At 36.0% G+C, this 18,966-nt stretch carries 13 protein-coding genes; 4 read left to right on the top strand and 9 right to left on the bottom strand.

The window, feature by feature from the left end:
- Nucleotides 1–27: 27 nt before the first annotated feature.
- From WH267_RS11115 to WH267_RS11090, 6 genes are all read right to left on the bottom strand, one after another.
- Nucleotides 28–2,265, bottom strand: a complete 2,238-nt coding sequence (locus WH267_RS11115; RefSeq protein WP_115971459.1) for a TonB-dependent receptor plug domain-containing protein — start codon at nucleotides 2,263–2,265, stop codon at nucleotides 28–30.
- Nucleotides 2,266–2,308: 43 nt separating this feature from the next.
- A complete protein-coding gene (kdsA, locus tag WH267_RS11110; RefSeq protein ID WP_115971458.1) occupies nucleotides 2,309–3,118 on the bottom strand; it encodes a 3-deoxy-8-phosphooctulonate synthase in 810 nt (269 codons plus the stop codon).
- A gap of 66 nt (nucleotides 3,119–3,184) precedes the next feature.
- Complete coding sequence (locus WH267_RS11105; RefSeq protein ID WP_340008200.1) at nucleotides 3,185–3,496, bottom strand: hypothetical protein; 312 nt, start codon at nucleotides 3,494–3,496, stop codon at nucleotides 3,185–3,187.
- A 30-nt stretch (nucleotides 3,497–3,526) separates the two neighbouring features.
- Nucleotides 3,527–4,051, bottom strand: coding sequence for a DUF1697 domain-containing protein (locus tag WH267_RS11100; protein WP_340008198.1), 525 nt, complete (start codon nucleotides 4,049–4,051; stop codon nucleotides 3,527–3,529).
- 54 nt (nucleotides 4,052–4,105) lie between these two features.
- Nucleotides 4,106–5,593: a hypothetical protein gene (locus tag WH267_RS11095; RefSeq protein WP_123319045.1), complete on the bottom strand. Its 1,488-nt coding sequence runs from the start codon at nucleotides 5,591–5,593 to the stop codon at nucleotides 4,106–4,108.
- Between the two features lie 90 nt (nucleotides 5,594–5,683).
- Nucleotides 5,684–9,169 carry a glycosyltransferase family 117 protein gene (locus tag WH267_RS11090; protein ID WP_340008196.1) on the bottom strand — a complete coding sequence of 1,162 codons (3,486 nt, stop codon included), beginning with the start codon at nucleotides 9,167–9,169 and terminating at the stop codon, nucleotides 5,684–5,686.
- 222 nt (nucleotides 9,170–9,391) lie between these two features.
- On the opposite strand from WH267_RS11090, the gene WH267_RS11085 reads away from it, so the two are divergent.
- From WH267_RS11085 to WH267_RS11075, 3 genes are all read left to right on the top strand, one after another.
- Nucleotides 9,392–10,429, top strand: a complete 1,038-nt coding sequence (locus WH267_RS11085) for a PLP-dependent cysteine synthase family protein (RefSeq protein ID WP_340008194.1) — start codon at nucleotides 9,392–9,394, stop codon at nucleotides 10,427–10,429.
- Between the two features lie 83 nt (nucleotides 10,430–10,512).
- Nucleotides 10,513–11,784, top strand: a complete 1,272-nt coding sequence (locus WH267_RS11080) for an aminotransferase class I/II-fold pyridoxal phosphate-dependent enzyme (protein ID WP_340008332.1) — start codon at nucleotides 10,513–10,515, stop codon at nucleotides 11,782–11,784.
- 76 nt (nucleotides 11,785–11,860) lie between these two features.
- Nucleotides 11,861–12,745 carry a DMT family transporter gene (locus WH267_RS11075; RefSeq protein ID WP_340008192.1) on the top strand — a complete coding sequence of 295 codons (885 nt, stop codon included), beginning with the start codon at nucleotides 11,861–11,863 and terminating at the stop codon, nucleotides 12,743–12,745.
- A 215-nt stretch (nucleotides 12,746–12,960) separates the two neighbouring features.
- Here the strand turns inward: WH267_RS11075 and WH267_RS11070 are convergent, their stop codons facing one another.
- The 3 genes from WH267_RS11070 to WH267_RS11060 are packed head-to-tail and all read right to left on the bottom strand — an operon-like array spanning nucleotide 12,961 to nucleotide 16,739.
- Complete coding sequence (locus WH267_RS11070; RefSeq protein ID WP_340008190.1) at nucleotides 12,961–14,646, bottom strand: tetratricopeptide repeat protein; 1,686 nt, start codon at nucleotides 14,644–14,646, stop codon at nucleotides 12,961–12,963.
- 17 nt (nucleotides 14,647–14,663) lie between these two features.
- On the bottom strand, nucleotides 14,664–16,223 hold the full coding sequence (locus WH267_RS11065) for a hypothetical protein (protein ID WP_340008189.1): 1,560 nt from the start codon (nucleotides 16,221–16,223) through the stop codon (nucleotides 14,664–14,666).
- Nucleotides 16,224–16,277: 54 nt separating this feature from the next.
- Complete coding sequence (locus WH267_RS11060; protein ID WP_340008187.1) at nucleotides 16,278–16,739, bottom strand: hypothetical protein; 462 nt, start codon at nucleotides 16,737–16,739, stop codon at nucleotides 16,278–16,280.
- 277 nt (nucleotides 16,740–17,016) lie between these two features.
- Here WH267_RS11060 and WH267_RS11055 point away from each other — a divergent pair, with 277 nt between their 5' ends.
- Nucleotides 17,017–18,963, top strand: coding sequence for a sensor histidine kinase (locus WH267_RS11055; RefSeq protein ID WP_340008185.1), 1,947 nt, complete (start codon nucleotides 17,017–17,019; stop codon nucleotides 18,961–18,963).
- The last annotated feature ends 3 nt before the right edge of the window (nucleotides 18,964–18,966 follow it).

The following is an 18,966-nucleotide window of genomic DNA, read 5'->3' as shown; positions in this document are numbered from 1 at the left end:
CACTTTATCATGCAGATTGAGCATATATTATAGTTTAAATTCTAGCTTCACATTGAAGAAACGCCCTGTAAGACGTACCGGAACCGGATACATATTGTTGGTATTATAATCTGTGATCCATTGGTTAGCAACGGTATTATTGATATTAAATGCGTTGAAAACCTGAACTCCTAAAGATAATTCCTGGAAATTACCCCAGAAACCTGACTTTTTATTTTTATCCTTTGGATCAATGAATACTTTTGTCAATCCAATATCTACCCTTTTATAAGCTGGTAATGTTTTCTGATAACTGTATGCAGAATTGAAATCCGGCTGTCCGTTATCATTAAACATAACAGGAGATCCCGTTGGTAATCCCATTGCATATACTAAGGTAAGGTTTACCCTCATCGATGGGAATTGCGGCATGTAATCCTGATAGAACATCGCTACCCTGAATCGCTGATCTGTAGGTCTTGGGATATCTCCTCTTCCATCAATATTTTCATAAACCCTTGCGTAACTGGCAGATAACCAAGAATCTACACCTGGAACAAATTCACCGAATAACCTGGTATCAATTCCATACGCATATCCTTTGGCATTATTCTGTCCTGAATAACGGATTCTCACATTATCCATATAATAAGGAATCAGGTTATCCATTTTCTTGTAATAAAGCTCCGTTGTTAATTTAAACGGTCTGTCATACATGTAGAATTCGTAGTCATTGGAAAGAATTGCCTGGATTGATCTTTGTGACTTAATATTTGGATTGAAATTTCCGTCTAAATCTTTAATTTCCTTATAAAATGGAGACTGATAATAGATCCCTCCGGAAAGTTTAAATAACATATCAGTATCCCAATCCGGTTTTATTGCAAACTGGACTCTTGGTGAGAAGATTGTCTCTTTATTGAAACTCCAGTTGGAAACTCTTACTCCGGCATTCAAAAACACCTTGCTTGCTCCCCAGTAAAATTTTTGGGAATACTGAGCGTAAGCAGATAGTCTTGTAGGTTCAATATTGTTTTTTCCGGCAATATGATAGAACATTCTAAGATCTCCTGTTGTAGTTCCTGTTCTCGGATCAATAACTTCCGGTCTTGGAAGGCTGTATCCGGCAGAATCTACCAGTTTCCATTCATTGGTAAGATCTTTAAGGTTTTCTTTTTCGTATTTGAATCCAACCTCGATATCTGTATTTACATTGGGAGAAAACTTAGCTCTGAACTGCGTTCCGTAAGTTCTTACAAATAAATCATTTCTGGCATGCTCCGTCTGGCCTCCAACATCATAGCTGGAAATCGGTTCCTTCGTTACCGGATCAAATGTCTGAAGATCATATTCTGAACGGATGGTATAATATTCTCTTTCCCTGTTTTGGTAAGAAAAGGCATCCAATGTAAGCTTCCACCTGTCTGCTGGCTTATAGTTCATGGAAAAAGTTCCCATCATATTCTTGTACTGGTCATTTTCTTTACCCGCATATCCTATATTTACAGTGATAGGCTGCTGAAGGCTTCCGAAAGTAACACTTTTCGCCTTGGGAATCATTTCATAATCATTCTTGGAATAATATCCAATGAATGACATGGAAAGCTTGTCATTAACATGATAATTCAGATAAGACTGGAAATCCCAATACGTAGGATTAAAGTCTGTATCTTCCTTTAGGGTATTCAGAACAAGATTGGTATTTCTGTATCTTCCTGAAAATAATGCGGTAAACTTCTTATTCTTTGAAGCCAAACCGGTTGTTAATCTTCCTCCGATTAAACTTGCTTCTCCGGAAACCTCAAATTTCTCAGGTTCACGGTAATAGATATTTAAAGCAGAAGACATTTTATCGCCATATTTAGCTTCAAATCCTCCTGCTGAGAAGTTCACTGAAGAAACCATATCCGGATTGATGATACTCATCCCTTCCTGCTGAGAGTTTCTGATCAGAAAAGGTCTGTAGATCTCAATATCATTGATATAGATAAGGTTTTCGTCATAGTTTCCACCACGCACCATATATTGGGAAGACAGCTCAGTATTGGAATTTACGGAAGGCAGCGTTTTGATCAGTCCTTCAATTCCACCACTGATAGAAGCGACTGCTTTCGCTTCTTTTGCTGAAATTTTCACATTGGTAAGGTCATTGGTTCTTCCTGTTGTTTTTTTCTGGAAGACAACTTCCTCTATATCGGTTACTTTGGTCGCTGTATCTCTTTTTCTCTGTTGAGAGAAAATCAGCATTGGGACCATAAGGCTTAGCGGTAAAACTAGTTTTTTCAAAAGAAATATTTTAGAATTTCTAAAATTAATGTTTTTTTAACAATTACAAAATCGATTCTCTAATTCTTGTTAATTTTTGTAATAAATCTTCTAATAAATCCAGTCTTAACATGTTGGCTCCATCAGATAGTGCAGTTTCCGGAGTTGGGTGGGTTTCGATGAAAATTCCGTCAGCTCCTACTGCAATTCCTGCTTTTGCAACCGTTTCAATAAGATCCGGTCTACCTCCTGTTACTCCTGAGCTTTGGTTAGGCTGCTGCAATGAATGTGTAACATCCAGAATTACAGGCGCATACTCTCTCATGGTAGGAATTCCTCTGTAATCTACAATCAGGTCTGTATATCCGAAGGAATTTCCTCTTTCAATGATCGCTACTTTCTGATTATCGGAATCTGTAATTTTCTGAACTGCAAACTTCATGGATTCCGGTGAAAGGAACTGTCCCTTTTTTAAAGACACACATTTTCCTGTTTTTGCTGCTGCAACCAATAAGTCTGTCTGACGTACTAAAAATGCAGGGATCTGAAGAACATCCACATATTGAGCTGCTAATGCTGCATGCTCATTTTCATGAATATCCGTAGTAGTAGGAATATTGAAAGTTTCTCCTACTTTTTTAAGAATTTCAAGGGATTTTTCTTCTCCAATGGTTGTAAAAGAGTCTACACGGCTTCTGTTCGCTTTTTTGAAACTTCCTTTAAAAATATAAGGAATATTATACTTGTCTGTAATGTTGATTACTTTTTCAGCAATTCTCAATGCCATATCTTCCCCTTCAATAATACAAGGTCCGGCAATAAGGAAAAAGTTCTTTGAATCTTTGTGCTGAATATTATCTAAATACTGAATCATTTTGTTGTAATTAAAAAGTTCAGTAAAAATACTGAGAAAGTTTCAGACTTGGAAATTATTTAAGGTTTAAGAGTAATTAAAAATTTCCTGCATCAATGCCACGTAAAAAATTGTAATGATAAATGAAATGGATAAAAATATAAGAATGTAAAGAGGATATTTTTCGATTCCAAAACCATTTCTCGTCAATAAATGAGCTAAAAAAATCAATGTATAATAACCTGAAATTGTCACAAAAACCTCAAGTATCTCTCCTGAATAACTCAACGCAACCACTACAGAAAGCAGGGAAACAATAATCAGCAACAGACCGAAAAGCTTAAGCCTTCTTAATGGATTCGGAAAGACATAATAATAGAAGTTCGCAACTGCAAACATAATGACCAGGTAAATAAGTCCACCGACACTTTAAAATTTCTTTAAAATTTTCTCAAACGTATTGACATTCCTGCTAGTCATTTGATCTTTCAGACTTTTCTTTCCTAAGATTTTTCCAAAGGTAGAATCTAAAGTATTCCCTTTCGGAACCTGCCAATAAAATATATCATTAACGATTTCAGCCTTTTCGTTTTCAGCCTGGGTTGCCTTTTCAAATTCTTCCATCAAAATATTTTCCACACCAGGCATTCCGACAAAACTATAAATATGAAGATCTTCATTTTTTTCAAAAGGAATCCCCTTCCAGAAAGATTCTGTTTCTTCATGGGATTTGATAAACAGGAATGCTTCATAAGAAAAATGCTCTGACATTGCTTTTTCCAGAATTATTTTTAATTCATCAGCACTTTTATCAGAGGAAAATACAATATTTCCTGAGGCCAATATGGAAATAACATCCTTCATTCCGGCATCTTTAAAGACCTGGCAAACCTCTGCCATTTTCATGTTAGTTCCTTTTACATTGACACCGCGGAGAAAAGCACAATATTTCATTTTTTCAGGTTTTAGAATTTTAGAGGGATGCTATTTATAAATACTCTTCGATTTTTAATCGACTCTGATATATAAGTTATAGTCTGTTCCGGAAGGTTTCAGATTATAGATCTTTTCCAATATTTTGTTATCGCTTTTCAGGTGATCTTTTACTCTGAATTCTTTCAACAATTTATAATGGGTCTGGTAATAGTCTGCATTCTGTCCTTCATATAAATTCTGGTAGGAAAGCAGGTATTTCGGTTTCCTGTTTTTTACTGTATTGATCCAATAATTTGTTTTATCTTTTTTGATTTCTTCCTGAATCTGTTTATCTACCAGACCTACTTCATCAATGGTTTTTAATCCTGAAAAATAAGGCACATAACCTGCAGGCTCCAATAAAATCCATTGATTTTTATCTTTCTCATATTTATTTAAAAATACTCCAATAGTTCTTCGATAGTTCCATTCCCCATTTCCTGTTGCAATGCAATGAACCGTCTGGAAAGCCAGCATCGGAACAATATAAAATACAACAAGCAATGATAACCATAAGTTTCTTCTCTCTTTCTGCTCCAATACAAAAATAAAAACCGGAACAAAAAGTAAAAGCTGTGGCACCCAGTAATACCAATCAAACAAGCTTTTCTGAGAGATAAAAACAATCTGTTTTACCCATCCGAAAATAAAGATCATCCACAGGAAATAATTTCTCTTTTCTCTTTGTCTGATCAGGTAAATAAAACAAAGCAGTTCAAAAATAAGGACAATAACCGTGATAGGATTAAAAGCACCCGGAACTTTCAGCATTCCCCAGAAATTACCAAAACTTACCAGGAAATAATCAAGATGCTCTCCGAAGGTCAGCTGTTGTTCGTAAAGTAATTTTTTTGCAGTAATGGTATTATTGACAACTTCTCCAAAGTAAAACCAGTTGAAAGCAACTGTTGATAAAACGCCTAAAATTCCACCAAAAATATAGTTCCATCTTATTTTTCTGTTCCAAAACAGGTCAACTAAAAACACAATTCCAAGGAATATGACTGTATCTACTCTTGTAAACATAATCAGGATCGGAAGAAGGGTCAACACCCATTTTTTTCCTTTGTTGAAACCATAATACAGGAGGGACATTTCCAGAAAGAAAAGAATTCCGTACTCCATTCCAAGGATTGAGATCTTAATGGCTGGTGGTAGAATTCCGATTAAAAAGATGAAAACAGCCTTGTGCCAAGGGTTTTTAAGAACCAGATGGGATAAGAATAATGTTCCTATTGTAAACAGGATGGAATTAAAGATCAAAAGGGGTTCAATAAAATATTCCTTCCCAAAAATCAGGTTGAAAATATAGGACACAAAAACGTACAGGTGCGTCGTAGAAGCAGAGATTTTAGTATCTCCATTGAAACCGATTACACCATAGTCCAGTAAATTCTGGGCTACTCTCCAGGTGATGAAAGCATCTTCCTGAATGTAATGCGTCAATAAGAAAAGAAGTTTAAAAACCACCGTAACGATTACGGCATATATTGGGAATCTGCTTTTTTGTGTTTCTGCCATTATGCATTTTTAGTTTCACAAATATAATCTTAAAATTCAGGATTCCCAATAACAAAAAAACGGAACCGAAGTTCCGTTTTTAAAAATGTTTTATTGTGTTGCTTTAATTATCGCTGAAGTGATCTGATCTTCTTTTTCCTTGGAATAAGTGGAATCAAAAGGCTCCATGACATCAAATAAATACTGATAGAATGGTGTGATCTTTTGAACATCTTCAGATTCTTTCATTGCTTTTTCTTTGCCCATCTGCTGAAGTTCTTTTACAAAAGCATTGAATTTTTTGTCGATCGGCTCAATAGATTTTACCAGATAAGCATACGCTTTTTCTTTCTGTCCAATCTTCATATATGCATCTGTAACCGCTGCCACAACAAGAGAATATTCCATTGGTTTTGTTCTCATCTGTCTTCTTAAGTAGCTTTGATCAGACTTGGAAAGGCTTAGATAATAGTCATACTCATCAAAGATTCCTTTTTTAAGTACTTCTGCCAGCTGCAATCCTTTCTGCTCTTGTCCTGCAATGATATATCCGGTTACAATTGAGCTTAATGAACGTGGGTCATTGTATTTTTCAGCAGGAATTTCTTTTGCTGCAAGATCTAGAATTTCTAATGCTTTTGCTTTCTGTCCCTTTAATGCCAATGCTGAAGCGGCTCTGCTTGCTGACATTCTGTAGCTGATAATATTAGAAGTTGCTGTTTCATCAAAGTGAGCACTCAGATCTTTAAAGTTACCCCATCTGAAGCTTTTCACTACATTATAAAGATTCTCGGCATCCACTCTTCCCATATCTCCGTCTGCTGATGGTAAAGTTTGAATAGGAATCAATCTGTAGCTGAACCCGTCAAACTGGAGATAATCATTAAGGTAGAAAATATTTTCACTGTCATAAATTCCTCCTGAAGAGAAGTTAATTGGGCGTTTCCAGTCGAAGTTCGCCAATAAATCCATTAGAATCAGGTTGTTTTTATATAATGTATTTCCTTTGTAAGTAATCATAATCTGATTCGCTACCTTCGAAAGATCTTCCTTATTGATAATTCCTGCTTTTAAAGCATTGTCTTTATTTACAGGAAGGATAAATTTATTAACCGGAAGAATATTATATTTTTCATATTTCTCTTCTCCGAAATACATTTTCAGTAACTGATCTTTTTCAGGAGATTTGAATTTAATAAACTTAATCGCTTCTTTCAGTGTTAAAGAATCCTGTGTAAGATATTTTCTGAAGTCCTGGAATTCTGTATCCGGAACACCTTGCTCTTTCAGCATAGAGAAAACTCCTTCCCAATCTTCCTTCTTCATCATATAGATCTGGTCGTTTACTCCGTCTCTGTAATCCTCGTGAGTCAATTCACTTGGAATTCCCATTGCGTTATACGTTCTTCTTTTTACCTGGTCAAGATTCCAAGGTGTTGAAGCAAGCGTAAAATTAACCACTTTTACATCGTCTCTGAATCTTTCCGTTTCCTGGATTGCCCAAACCGGATACGTATCATTATCACCATACACGAATAGAATACCGTTCTTTGGTAATGATTTTAACACTGAGTAAGCATAGTCGTATGCGGTATATCTGTTACTTCTGTTGTGAACATTATAATTCTGGAAGCCCATCATAAAAGGAATTCCTAACATAACAACTCCCAGGGCAATATTAGCACCATTAGATTTGATCTTAGACTGTACGAACCACAAAATAGCTCCTGCTCCCAGTCCGATCCAGATGGCAAAGGCATAGAATGAACCTACCATTGCATAATCTCTTTCTCTCGGTTCAAAAGGTTTTACTCCTGTATAGAAGACAATTCCGACACTTGTAATAATAAATAAGGATAATAAAGCATAGAATCTTCCGAAATCTCTGTTCAGTTGGAAAAAGAACCCGACTAGCCCTAGGATTAACGGAAGGAAGAAAAATGCTACTGTACTTTCATTCTTGAATTTTGCAGGCATTTTATCCTGATTTCCTACGTTTACATTATCAATAAACGGAATTCCGGAAATCCAGTTTCCTTTTGTGATTTCCATGTTTCCTTCAAGGTCATTCTGTCTTCCCACGAAGTTCCACATCAGGTATCTTACAAAATAATATCCGTTCTGGAAGGAAATAAAGTAATCCATATTCTGAAGCAGTGATGGCTTCTGAACATTGATAAGGTTATAAGGTTTTACCTTTAAATAATCTGCAGCAGTAATAGATTTATCATCATATTTCGCTCTCAGCTCATCAAAGATCTGTTTAGCCTGAGGGTTGTCTGCCACATCTTCATTCGCATAATTGAATGTAAAATCAGGAGCTCCGTACATTGAAATGTAGTTGGCCATTACATCTTTATCCTCATTAAACATTCTTGGCATTAAGCTTATCTGCGACTGACTGAAAATATAGTTGAATCGGTCTCCTGTCTTTCTGTAGGTTCCCGTTTTTTCATCTTTTTCGTAGATTTCTCCGGTCTTTTTTGTTTTAAAGCTTCCGTCTTCGTTCTTTTGGATTCCGTTGGCATCAAGGAAAGCAGTATAGTTTTGTCCGTAAATTGTTGGCCAATCCCCATATTGCTCTCTGTTATAATAATCCAGCATACCAATTGCAGTATCCGGGTCATTAAGGTTCATTGGCGGATTAGCATTCGCTCTGATTGGGATTACCATCCAGCAAGAGAAACCAATCATCATAAAAACTACAGATAAAGCAGCTGTTTGATAAATATTCTTTTTTGCTTTTCTCGCATACTTAATCAGGAAATAGCAGATCGCTACCATGATGATAAATGCTGCAATAGTTCCTGAGTGGAAAGGAAGTCCAAGACCATTCACAAAGAAGATCTCAAGTCTTCCGAACATCGTCATAATCAAAGGGAAAATAATTTTGAAAACGACGATCAGAATTCCTAATGTAATAAGGTTTGCCCAGATAAAATTCTTCCAGGTAAACTTATAATTTCTTGCATAATATACAAGACATACCATAGGAGTTGCCAGCATACACATCATATGCACCCCAACGGAAAGTCCTAAAACGAAGAAAATTAGAATAATCCATCTCTCACTGTCTGCTGCCTGATACTCATTTTCCCATTTCGTAATCAACCAGACCAAAAGCGCAATAAACATAGAAGCCATTGAGTAAACCTCACCTTCTACTGCCGAGAACCAGAAGGTATCTGAGAAGGTGAAGCAAAGTGCTCCTACCGCTCCGGCAAATAAAATAGAGATTTCCTGATGTTTTGTAATTTCTTCAAAATCTTTGTTGAGAAGCCTTCTCACAAAATGAGTGATCGTCCAGAACAAAAATAAAATAGTCAGCGCACTGAACAATGCAGACATCGCGTTGATTACGATGGAATAATTTTCGCCTTTCCCTAATGCAAAAATGGCTGCCACGGCACCCACTATCTGGAATAAAGCTGCTCCGGGAGCGTGCGTTACTTCAAGTTTTACTGCAGAAGAAATGTACTCGCCACAATCCCAAAAACTGAAATTGGGTTCTATTGTGGACAAGTACGTGAAAAACGCAATGACGAAAATCACCCATCCTAAAACGGTGTTCCATTGCCTAAAAGTCCAATTTTTCATAGTATTAAATCAATTATGCGAAAATAAGGCTTTTATATTATTTTATATTGTTTTTAACAAAATTTAAAAACTTGGCGCAAAATTTGCGATTACACTCGTGCTAAAACTGTAAACAGGAAAATATTTTTTTACGTAACGATGCCCTAGAAATCAAACAAAAGTTTAGTAATTATTTATTTTTTTGTATTTTTGCAGTCAGATTTTTATTGAAAATAACAAATAATGAGTAATGTTTACGATAATATTCTTGGCCTAATAGGACACACTCCTATGGTGAAGCTAAATACTGTTACAAAAGATATTCCAGCAACCGTTTATGCCAAGTTAGAATCATATAATCCTGGACATTCCACCAAAGACCGAATCGCACTTCATATTATTGAGAACGCAGAGGAAAGAGGCTTATTGAAAGAAGATTCCGTAGTTGTAGAAACTACATCAGGAAACACTGGGTTTTCTATTGCAATGGTATGTATCATCAAGGGATATAAATGTATTCTCGCTGTAAGCGACAAAACAAAACCTGAGAAAATTGCTTATCTAAAAGCATTAGGAGCTACTGTATATATATGTCCTGCCAATGTACCTGCGGATGATCCAAGATCTTATTATGAAGTAGCGAAAAGAATTGCTTTGGAAACTCCCAATTCTATTTACATCAATCAGTACTTTAATGAACTGAATATTGATGCCCATTACCAGACCACAGGTCCTGAAATCTGGGAACAGACAGAAGGTAAGATCACTCACCTTTTTGCCTGTACCGGAACAGGAGGTACTTTATCTGGTTCAGCAAAGTTTTTGAAGGAGAAAAACCCGGATATTAAAATTATTGGGGTGGATGCTGATGGTTCTATATTAAAAAGCTATCACGAGACAGGTGAGATTCACAAGGAAGATGTACACCCTTATCAGATTGAGGGAATGGGAAAAAATTTGATCCCTTCTGCACTTCTATTTGATAAGGTAGATGAGTTTGTAAGGGTAAATGATGAAATGGCCGCATACAGAACCCGTGAAATCGCTTTGAAGGAAGCAATTATGGGAGGTTATACTACAGGAGCTGTGACTCAGGGATTGATGCAATATGCAAATTCTCACGAATTAACCGAAAATGATATGATTGTTTTAATCTATCCTGACCACGGTTCAAGATATATCACTAAGGTATACAGTGATAAGTGGATGGCCGAACAGGGATTTGTTAACAACTGTGTCCACAATTACGACGAAGTCTTCAAGACCGAGTTTATTAAATAGGAACAAATAAAATCACGATACAAATAAAGCCTTTTGCGTGTTCTACAAGAAAGGCTTTTTTACTTAAAAATTACGATACAATGTTGGATATTTTTGAAAGAATAAAAGAAAATCCAGGACCTCTTGGACAATTTGCAGATTATGGAGAAGGATATTTCATTTTCCCAAGATTAGAGGGACCTATCGGCCCAAGAATGCAATTTCAGGGTAGAGAAGTAATTTTCTGGAGTGCCAATGATTATTTAGGGTTATGTAATCATCCTGAGGTAATTGAAGCAGATGCCAAGGCGGCTGCAGAATACGGAATGTTCTATCCAATGGGAGCAAGGGCGATGTCTGGAGAAACAGATCAGCACCTTCAGTTGGAAAGAGAATTGGCAGACTTCGTACAAAAAGAATCAGCATATTTATTGAATTTCGGTTACCAGGGAATGGTTTCTACCATTGATGCTTTGGTAAGCAGAAATGACGTTATTGTTTATGATATGGATTCTCATGCCTGCATCGTGGATGGAGTAAGACTTCATGCTGGTAAAAGATTTACTTACAAGCACAACGATATGGCGAGTCTTGAGAAAAACCTTCAGAGAGCTACCAAAGTAGCAGAAGAAACAGGAGGAGGAATCCTTGTGATTACGGAAGGAGTTTTCGGAATGAGAGGTCAGCAGGGAAAAATTAAAGAGATCTGCGAACTTAAATCAAAATATCAGTTCAGACTTTTAGTAGATGATGCTCACGGTTTCGGAACACTAGGTAAAACAGGTGCCGGAGTTGGTGAAGAACAGGACTGTACAGATCAGATTGACGTATATTTCTCTACTTTTGCAAAATCGATGGCTGGTTTCGGAGCATTCCTTGCGGGAGACAAAGAAATCATCAGATACCTGAAATTTAACCTGAGATCACAAATCTTCGCAAAATCTCTTACAATGCCAATGGTAATTGGAGGATTGAAAAGATTAGAGCTGTTGAGATCAAGACCTGAGATCAAAGCTAAACTTTGGGAAAATGTAGAAAAACTGCAGAGCGGATTAAAAGAAAGAGGATTTAACATTGGTGATACTAACACTTGTGTAACTCCGGTAATGATGCAGGGAACTCCTGTAGAAGCTACTCTATTAGTAAAAGATCTTAGAGAGAATTACGGGATCTTTACATCAGTAGTGGTCTATCCGGTTATTCCTAAGGGAATGATTCTTTTAAGACTGATTCCTACCGCTTCTCATACGGATTCTGAGATTAATGAAACTCTGGCCGCGTTTGAAGCAATTCACGATAAACTAGTAAGTGGTTACTATAAAGAGCAGGAACAAATATTACTGCAGGAACAGGGATTAAGTTTCAAACCGATTTAATCTTTAACAAAATATAAAAAAACCACTGATCTACTTGATTCAGTGGTTTTTTGTTTTAAAAACTATAACTAATACAATGCAAATAAAACTTAGGGGTTATTTATTGGGTGTTTTGTCAGCGGTTTCATATGGATTGATTCCCATTTTTATTCTGCCGATCAAGCAGGTTCATTTTCCAATGGACATTACTCTGTTTTACAGATTTTTCTTTTCAGCTTTAATGGTGGGTGGATATCTCATTTATTCCAAACAAAATTTCAGAATCAATAAAAAGGAAGCTTTAATATTGGCTATTCTGGGAATTTGCTATGCCCTTTCCTCCGAATTTCTGTTTATAGGATATGATTTTCTGACCCCGGGAATTGCCTCTACGGTTCTGTTCATCTATCCGGTGATTGTAGCATTGATTATGTTTTTCTTTTATAAAGAAAAACTCACCAAACTGTCTATCGTTTCATTGTTTCTTGCTTTTGCAGGAGTAATTGTTTTATGCCTGAAAGGAACAGGTTTTGAGATTAATTTTGCAGGACTGGGAATTGTTATGCTCAGTTCATTGTTTTATGCGCTTTATATGGTAATTGTCAACAAATCCCAACTGAAAGTTTCCGGGTTTAAGCTTACCTTCTACTCGATGCTTTTTACGTCTTTATTTTTTATGAGCAAGTCTGTTATAGGACATGAATCATTTGCTATTCCTTCAATGACTATCTTTATTAACTTTCTTATTTTTGCTTTCCTTACTACAGTTATTTCCAGTTTATGCCTGGTATATGCCATTAAGAGCATTGGTTCTACCCCGGTTGCTATTTTAGGAGCACTGGAGCCGGTAGTCGCTGTAATGGTAAGTGTATTTATGTTTAATGAAAAGTTTACCACCAACTTATTGATAGGAATTACCCTAATTTTACTGGGAGTCATACTGAATGTAATTTCCGACCGGAAAAACATGGCTCACGCTTAGAGAACTTAAAATATGTATAAAAAATAACCCCGAGGAAAGTATTCTTCGGGGTTTGTATTTTTTAGGATGGAAGCGGGAAGATGGAAGCTGGGAGTTTTTATTTGCCGTACAACTAATGAAAATTATGATAAACAACTTAAAAAAAGTATGATAGTCTTTCTTATGACCTTCAGCACTTCCCTCTTCCAGCTTCATTCTTTATTCTTTATTCCGTCCTATTTAAACATCTTTTTGAAAAATCCTCCGGAACTATTCCGTTTATTTTCTGCTTCGGCTGTTTTGAGATTATCTTCTGCTATGGGTGAATGGTTGTACTGTAAAGACAGTTTCAGATTTTCCGCTGCATCAGCATATTGGCCAAGGTCCAATTGTGCTGTTCCTATATGTTCATAAACTTCTGCAATAATATCCTTAGTTACTCCTTCCTGTTGTGGTAAAACCTGAAGAGCCAATAAAGCATACTCTACCGTTTTTTCATTTTCCTGTAAGTGATATCCGCAATGAACAGCCCAGTAATAACACCAGAAGTCTTCATTTCCTAATGCAATACTCTGTTCAAAACTTTCAAATGCTGCTGTTTCATCCTGTAGTTTTACAACCTGAATGTATCCCATATTATATAAAGCTACCTGTACAGATCTTATCTTATTTTGTTCTGACGCAAAATGGATAGCATACTGAAGACATTCCAGTGCTTTTCCATAATTTTCTTCCTCTAAAAAAATATTGGAACGGCTGATTAATATACTTGGATTATCCGGCATTTCTTCCAAAATGCTGTCAGCCTCCTGAGATGCAGTATTTACATTTGGTTTTATACCTGTCTGTTCTTCAATTTTAGCTTTATAAATATAAAAATTGGTAAAGCATCTTACAATTTCCGGATGGGTTAATAAGGAATCTGTAGCATCTAAAGAATAGTAGCTTTCCATGCCGGCATTAAGCCATTCCATTGAAGACTCGTAATCCTTCAGTTCCATATAGCTACTGCAAACCTGATCTGTGATAGTAAAATAGGTTACGGAATCCATTCCATCTATAAAATCTTCCATCAACTTTTCTCCATCTGCCACTGCTTCTTCGAGGTTTCCTGCTTCTAAGTGGGCATTAAATCTGTTTTGAAGAATGTACATGAAATAACTGAATTTCATCCCTTCTGTCGTCACAGTAATGGCTTCGTCATATTTTTCCTGGTTGGTAAGCTCTATCGCCAGGTTATTACAGCACATCGCAAAGGTATGGGGATCTTCATTGTATGGATCTCCGTTTCTTTCCATCAGCGTTTTATGATAAAGACGGTAAGCTACGGCATAACAATCTCTTTTCAATTGGGTAAGCCTCTCCTTTTCAAACTCAGACATTTGAGGATATTGATTGAGCATTCTATTAATTTCAACACCGGCATTATAGGCTTCCATTGCTTCGGTAGTCTCAGGATTCACATCCAATAACAGAAAATCAGGATGAGGGTTCTTCTTATTTTTAATAGTAAATAATCTAACTTGTAAAGTTGGTGATGGAACTAATGATATTGCTTTTTCATAATAAGGAACCGCTTCTTCCCATTGATTCATCCAATAGAAGGAAGATCCAGCATGACGATGACACCATGGGTGATTAGGGCTGATACTGATTCCCTGTTTACTCCATTCTATACATTGGAGAAGAGCTTTTTCACGGTCATTGGTAAAAATATCATGATGATCCAGAGCAATTAATCCCAATATCGAACAAAGATCGGAGTCCGGGGAAGTTTCATTTAAAGAATTTGCCCAAAGATAAATTTCTTTAAGCTCCTCCCTGTCATCCGGAAGAGCATGTCCTTTGATCCAGTTTTTTGCCGCTACAGCATAGTTTTTTTGGCGGAATGCTTCAATGGCCTCTTGATGTAATGTATTCACAGTATTTGTCTTTAGGTTTATATATTCTTTTCTTCCAGATATTCTTCATTCATTGCTGTAAATGCCTTTCCTACTTTAGGATACCATTCTGTTGATTCTCTAAACAACTCCCAATCGTAAAGAAATACTTTAAATACTTCTCCGTTACCTGAGTAACTGTCATCACTAAGGTTTTCCTGGCTTGAAGCGTAAAAAAGGTTGCATCTTTCAGGCTCATCAAGTTCATCTGGTCTGAAGCAGTAGGTTCTCATATCAAAAGTCTCTGCTTCCCTCTCCTTCCCTATATCAATACTTCCTGCCAATCCTCTTTCGCCATGCCTGCGCATCAGGAAACAATATCCGCCATACCAGAAATTATTTTTATCCGCATCTTTATAATCGTTATACTTTTCCTGTACTATTGGTAGGTTTAGAAAACTGAGAATTTCTTCAGGCTTAACGGTTTCCAGAAATTTATTATAGAAGTAAGCACCACGCTCAGCTCTTGTAAGAAGATCATTCCAAAGAATATTCAATGAAGTGATATAATGCAAAGTTGTTCCTTGTTGAAAAACATTTATAAAAGAAGATTCTTCGTTTTCACGATATACTGCTGAGATTACTTCTCCTTCATTTTCATCCGTTACTATGCAGATAAAAAATATAAAGCCTGATACATGGGTAAACATGACATGAGCCTGTCCTTCTTCTGTATCAGGGTGGAGCTGTACTTCGTAATCTTCGAAAGTATAATACTGATATTCTTCTTTATGTAACTTTACAATATTCATCAGCTTATGAAAGTTATCTAGCTGTAAAATAAAAGATGAAAAGCCATTAAACACTGTATTTTCAAAACACTTTGGAATAGAAGAAAGTTCAGTGTTCTTTTGTTCTTCTTTTGAAATAACATGAATATCTTTCTTTATAATGGAATCGTTTTTTTCCAACATTTTGATAGCCTCAGAACGGGAAAGCCAGGCATTCCAGGTAAAAAGATCGTCTTCCTCTACTTCATCTTCTGTATATAGTATTTCTTCAGAAAAAACAGCTTCTGGAAATGTGCGGTCGAAAATTCCATCTTCTTCCTCTTCATCACAAAGAAAAAATTCAGCTGTTACCCGTTCTTTTTTATAATCATAGTGATAACCTTCCGTTGCTACAAAGACTCTGGTTTTTGTTTCTCCTTTTACAATAAGATCTCCATGGTTATAATTACCCCAGAAACATTCTTTTATATTCAGATTTCCTGTAATATATAATTCCTGTCCGCCAACAATCATATTATCTGCGTCAAGATTTCCCAATACACACAGGCAAATAGAACCGTCTGATTCGTTATTATAGATATTTTCTGCTTTAAAATTTCCATCAATAAGCACAGCTATACAGGCTTCCTGATTGATGTCAGTTAAATTTTCTATGGTATTAAAAATAGTAAAAGGATCATCCAGGTTCAAATTTTCTACTTCAAAAGTATCTTCAACATAAATCACCCAATTTTCATCAAATTCACCATCATGTTTTTCATTGCGCCAATACAGCCAACTGTCTTTAGGAAATTTATACTTGATATCTTTAAACTGTACATACCTCATTTCAGAAATTTTAATGCATTACATATATTGTATTTTTTTCATCATTTGTGAGTCTTAATGTTCTATTTTCAATCCATCAATAATAAGGACATTACAGCTTAGATTCATAAACATACCATGATAATCCCCTGTTGTCTGGTCTGTCATCAGGTCCATGACCGCTGATTTAAATTCAATTTTCCGGGCTGGTAATTTTCCGAAGGTATCTGTTATTGTAATCTGCCCATCCAAGCCGGTTTTGTTTTGTACAAATGCCTTTAAAAGTGGAATATCCTGTTTTTCAAAATCCAATGATATATAAAATGCTTTCACCTCATTGGTTTTATTGTTTTCAGGAGTTATCAGCGTTTTATTATAAGATATTGTATAGGATTTCACAGCAGAAACAATCTGGTTTTTTCCATCCTTCACGGATACTTCAATGTTTATTCGTTTTTCATCCGGCTGCTGAGAAAACAGAAACTTAACAGGGAGAAATAAAAGAATAAAGATCAGAAGTTTATATATAGTTTTCATGGTTATTACATTATATTCTATGCAAGATTAAATATTCAAACGTGCTTTCACCAGCATCAATTGGTATTTGTATATTCTGAATTGGTATTCGGAAAAAAATTAGCTGTAACATGCTTAGTTTGGTTCAAATTCTCTCTTAAAATCTGCATTTTAAACCTATTGCTATTTTGTCAATACTTCCACAATTTATACTTTAGCCATACGAATCAATTACATAGTGAAGAAAAAAAACAATATAACCAACATCTTATTTTGCTTTCTATTTTGCTGGATTTCTATGGGCACTATAAAAGCTCAGAAAGTATCAGCTATAGAACATGAAGCCAGTGAAGGATATTCCAAAAGATTTACTGATTCAATGACAAGTCTTACCATTCAGATGGCAGCTCTTCAAACAGCTCAAAAAACAGGAAATAAAGAGGATGAAGCTATTTGCAGTGCTTATCTCGCCCTAACCCATAAACGTCTTCTCCATCTCAAAGAATTCACTAAATATGCGGAAAGATCTTATGATATTGCAAGCTCCATAAAAAGCAATCGTGCAAAAGCTTTTTCCAATACTGCTATGGGCTACCTTAAATCGTATACTGATGATAAAACACAGGCACTTACTTTCTTTCTGGAAGCCTATGCCTTGTTTAATACAATGCAGAGCTACGACCAATCAGCTAAACTCGGAGCTGACATTTCCTATCTTTTCTCACCAGACTCTTCTGATAAAGTAAAAAAATATGCTGATGAAGGGCTTTCATTTGCAGAAAAATCCGGAAATCCGGAAAGTATTCTCCATGCCCGGCTTGCAGTAGGAAGTTATCTTTCTGACCTTATTGCGGCAGGAGAAAATAACCGTTGGCAGGAAGCAGTTTCTTTTTTTAAGCAAACTATTGATTTTATTGAAAAAAATGAGGCGAAAATAGACAGTAAAAGCAATATCGGAATTGCTTATATTAACCTGGCAGCTTTATATATGAACGGACCGAAACCTATTGATGAAAATTCATTTCTTTCAGCATTGGAAAAAGCTGTAGTGATTGGTAAACAATATGGAATAAAAGGAGTTTACCGAAGTTCTATGGGCCTGCGCGGGCAGTATTATGTATCAAAAGGAGAATACAGAACCGCAGAAAATCTGTTCAAGGAAGGAATCGCCTATCAGCAGAGTCTTCCCTACAAGGACAATTATCTTTTGGCAGCATTTTATGAATGTCTGAAAAATATTGCTGCTGAAGAAAAAGACTATAAAGCCTACTTTGAATATGATGCATCTTTCATCAAATATAATAAACTAAAGTATGATGAATCTACTCAACAGATCCTTCAAAATACTGATGCCAAATATGAATCTGAAAAGAAAATAGCTCGCATTAAACAGTTGGAACAGGAAAATAAACTTCAGAAAAAAAATCAATTATTAGGATATGGAATTTCCGCCGTTTTACTGATTGGATTGGTCTTTATGTACCGATCTTACTACTTCCGGCAACGCTATCATCAGAAAAGAGAAGATTTTCTTCAACAGCAACAGACTAATAATAAGCTTAAAATGGAGCTTCTTGAAAAGGAAACGCTCGAAAACTTAGCAGAGAAGTTATCTCTCGAAAGGCGATTGCTACAGTCTCAGATGGATCCTCATTTCATATTCAATGCATTAGGGAATATCCAGGGAATGATCCTCAGAAAAGATACAGATCTTGCAGTGTTGTATCTTGGAAAATTTGCCAAGCTAAGCCGTCGTGTATTGGAACAATCCAGAATGGAAACAGTCACTCTTGAAGAAGAAACACTCACTTTGAAAAATTATATCGAACTCCAGCAGCTTCGCCTGAATCAAAGTTTTGATTACCATATACAATGCAATGATTCTGTAGATCAGCAGCTTCCTATTCCGCCTCTTTTAATACAGCCATTTGTTGAAAATGCGATTGAGCATGGTCTTAAACCTTTGGAGGTATTTCAAAAAGGAATATTATTTATTACTTTTGAAGAAAGGCCAATAGAAAATCTTCTTATCTGTACTATTAAAGACAATGGAATTGGGCTTACCGCTTCCAGAAGGCAGAAAACAGATGATTCCCATCGCTCTCTTTCAACTAAAATTACGGATGAGAGACTGCTTCTTATGCTTAAAGATAATTCACAGGCAAAACTTGAAGTCAGAGAACTTACAATTGACAAAGATGGTCAGCAAGGTTGTATGGTCACATTATCTATTCCAATATTATAAAGT

Source organism: Chryseobacterium sp. MYb328 (genome assembly GCF_037572595.1).
Classification (GTDB): domain Bacteria; phylum Bacteroidota; class Bacteroidia; order Flavobacteriales; family Weeksellaceae; genus Chryseobacterium; species Chryseobacterium pennae.
The sequence above is the reverse complement of the archived record's forward strand: the minus strand, read 5'-3'. Positions and strand labels throughout refer to the sequence as shown.

Excerpts from the sequence above, each read along its gene's own strand:
- kdsA (WP_115971458.1), bottom strand. The coding sequence starts at position 3,118 with ATGATTCAGTATTTAGATAATATTCAGCACAAAGATTCAAAGAACTTT.
- WH267_RS11105 (WP_340008200.1), bottom strand. The coding sequence starts at position 3,496 with ATGTTTGCAGTTGCGAACTTCTATTATTATGTCTTTCCGAATCCATTA.
- WH267_RS11100 (WP_340008198.1), bottom strand. The coding sequence starts at position 4,051 with ATGAAATATTGTGCTTTTCTCCGCGGTGTCAATGTAAAAGGAACTAAC.
- WH267_RS11095 (WP_123319045.1), bottom strand. The coding sequence starts at position 5,593 with ATGGCAGAAACACAAAAAAGCAGATTCCCAATATATGCCGTAATCGTT.
- WH267_RS11090 (WP_340008196.1), bottom strand. The coding sequence starts at position 9,169 with ATGAAAAATTGGACTTTTAGGCAATGGAACACCGTTTTAGGATGGGTG.
- WH267_RS11085 (WP_340008194.1), top strand. The coding sequence starts at position 9,392 with ATGAGTAATGTTTACGATAATATTCTTGGCCTAATAGGACACACTCCT.
- WH267_RS11075 (WP_340008192.1), top strand. The coding sequence starts at position 11,861 with ATGCAAATAAAACTTAGGGGTTATTTATTGGGTGTTTTGTCAGCGGTT.
- WH267_RS11065 (WP_340008189.1), bottom strand. The coding sequence starts at position 16,223 with ATGAGGTATGTACAGTTTAAAGATATCAAGTATAAATTTCCTAAAGAC.
- WH267_RS11060 (WP_340008187.1), bottom strand. The coding sequence starts at position 16,739 with ATGAAAACTATATATAAACTTCTGATCTTTATTCTTTTATTTCTCCCT.
- WH267_RS11055 (WP_340008185.1), top strand. The coding sequence starts at position 17,017 with ATGGGCACTATAAAAGCTCAGAAAGTATCAGCTATAGAACATGAAGCC.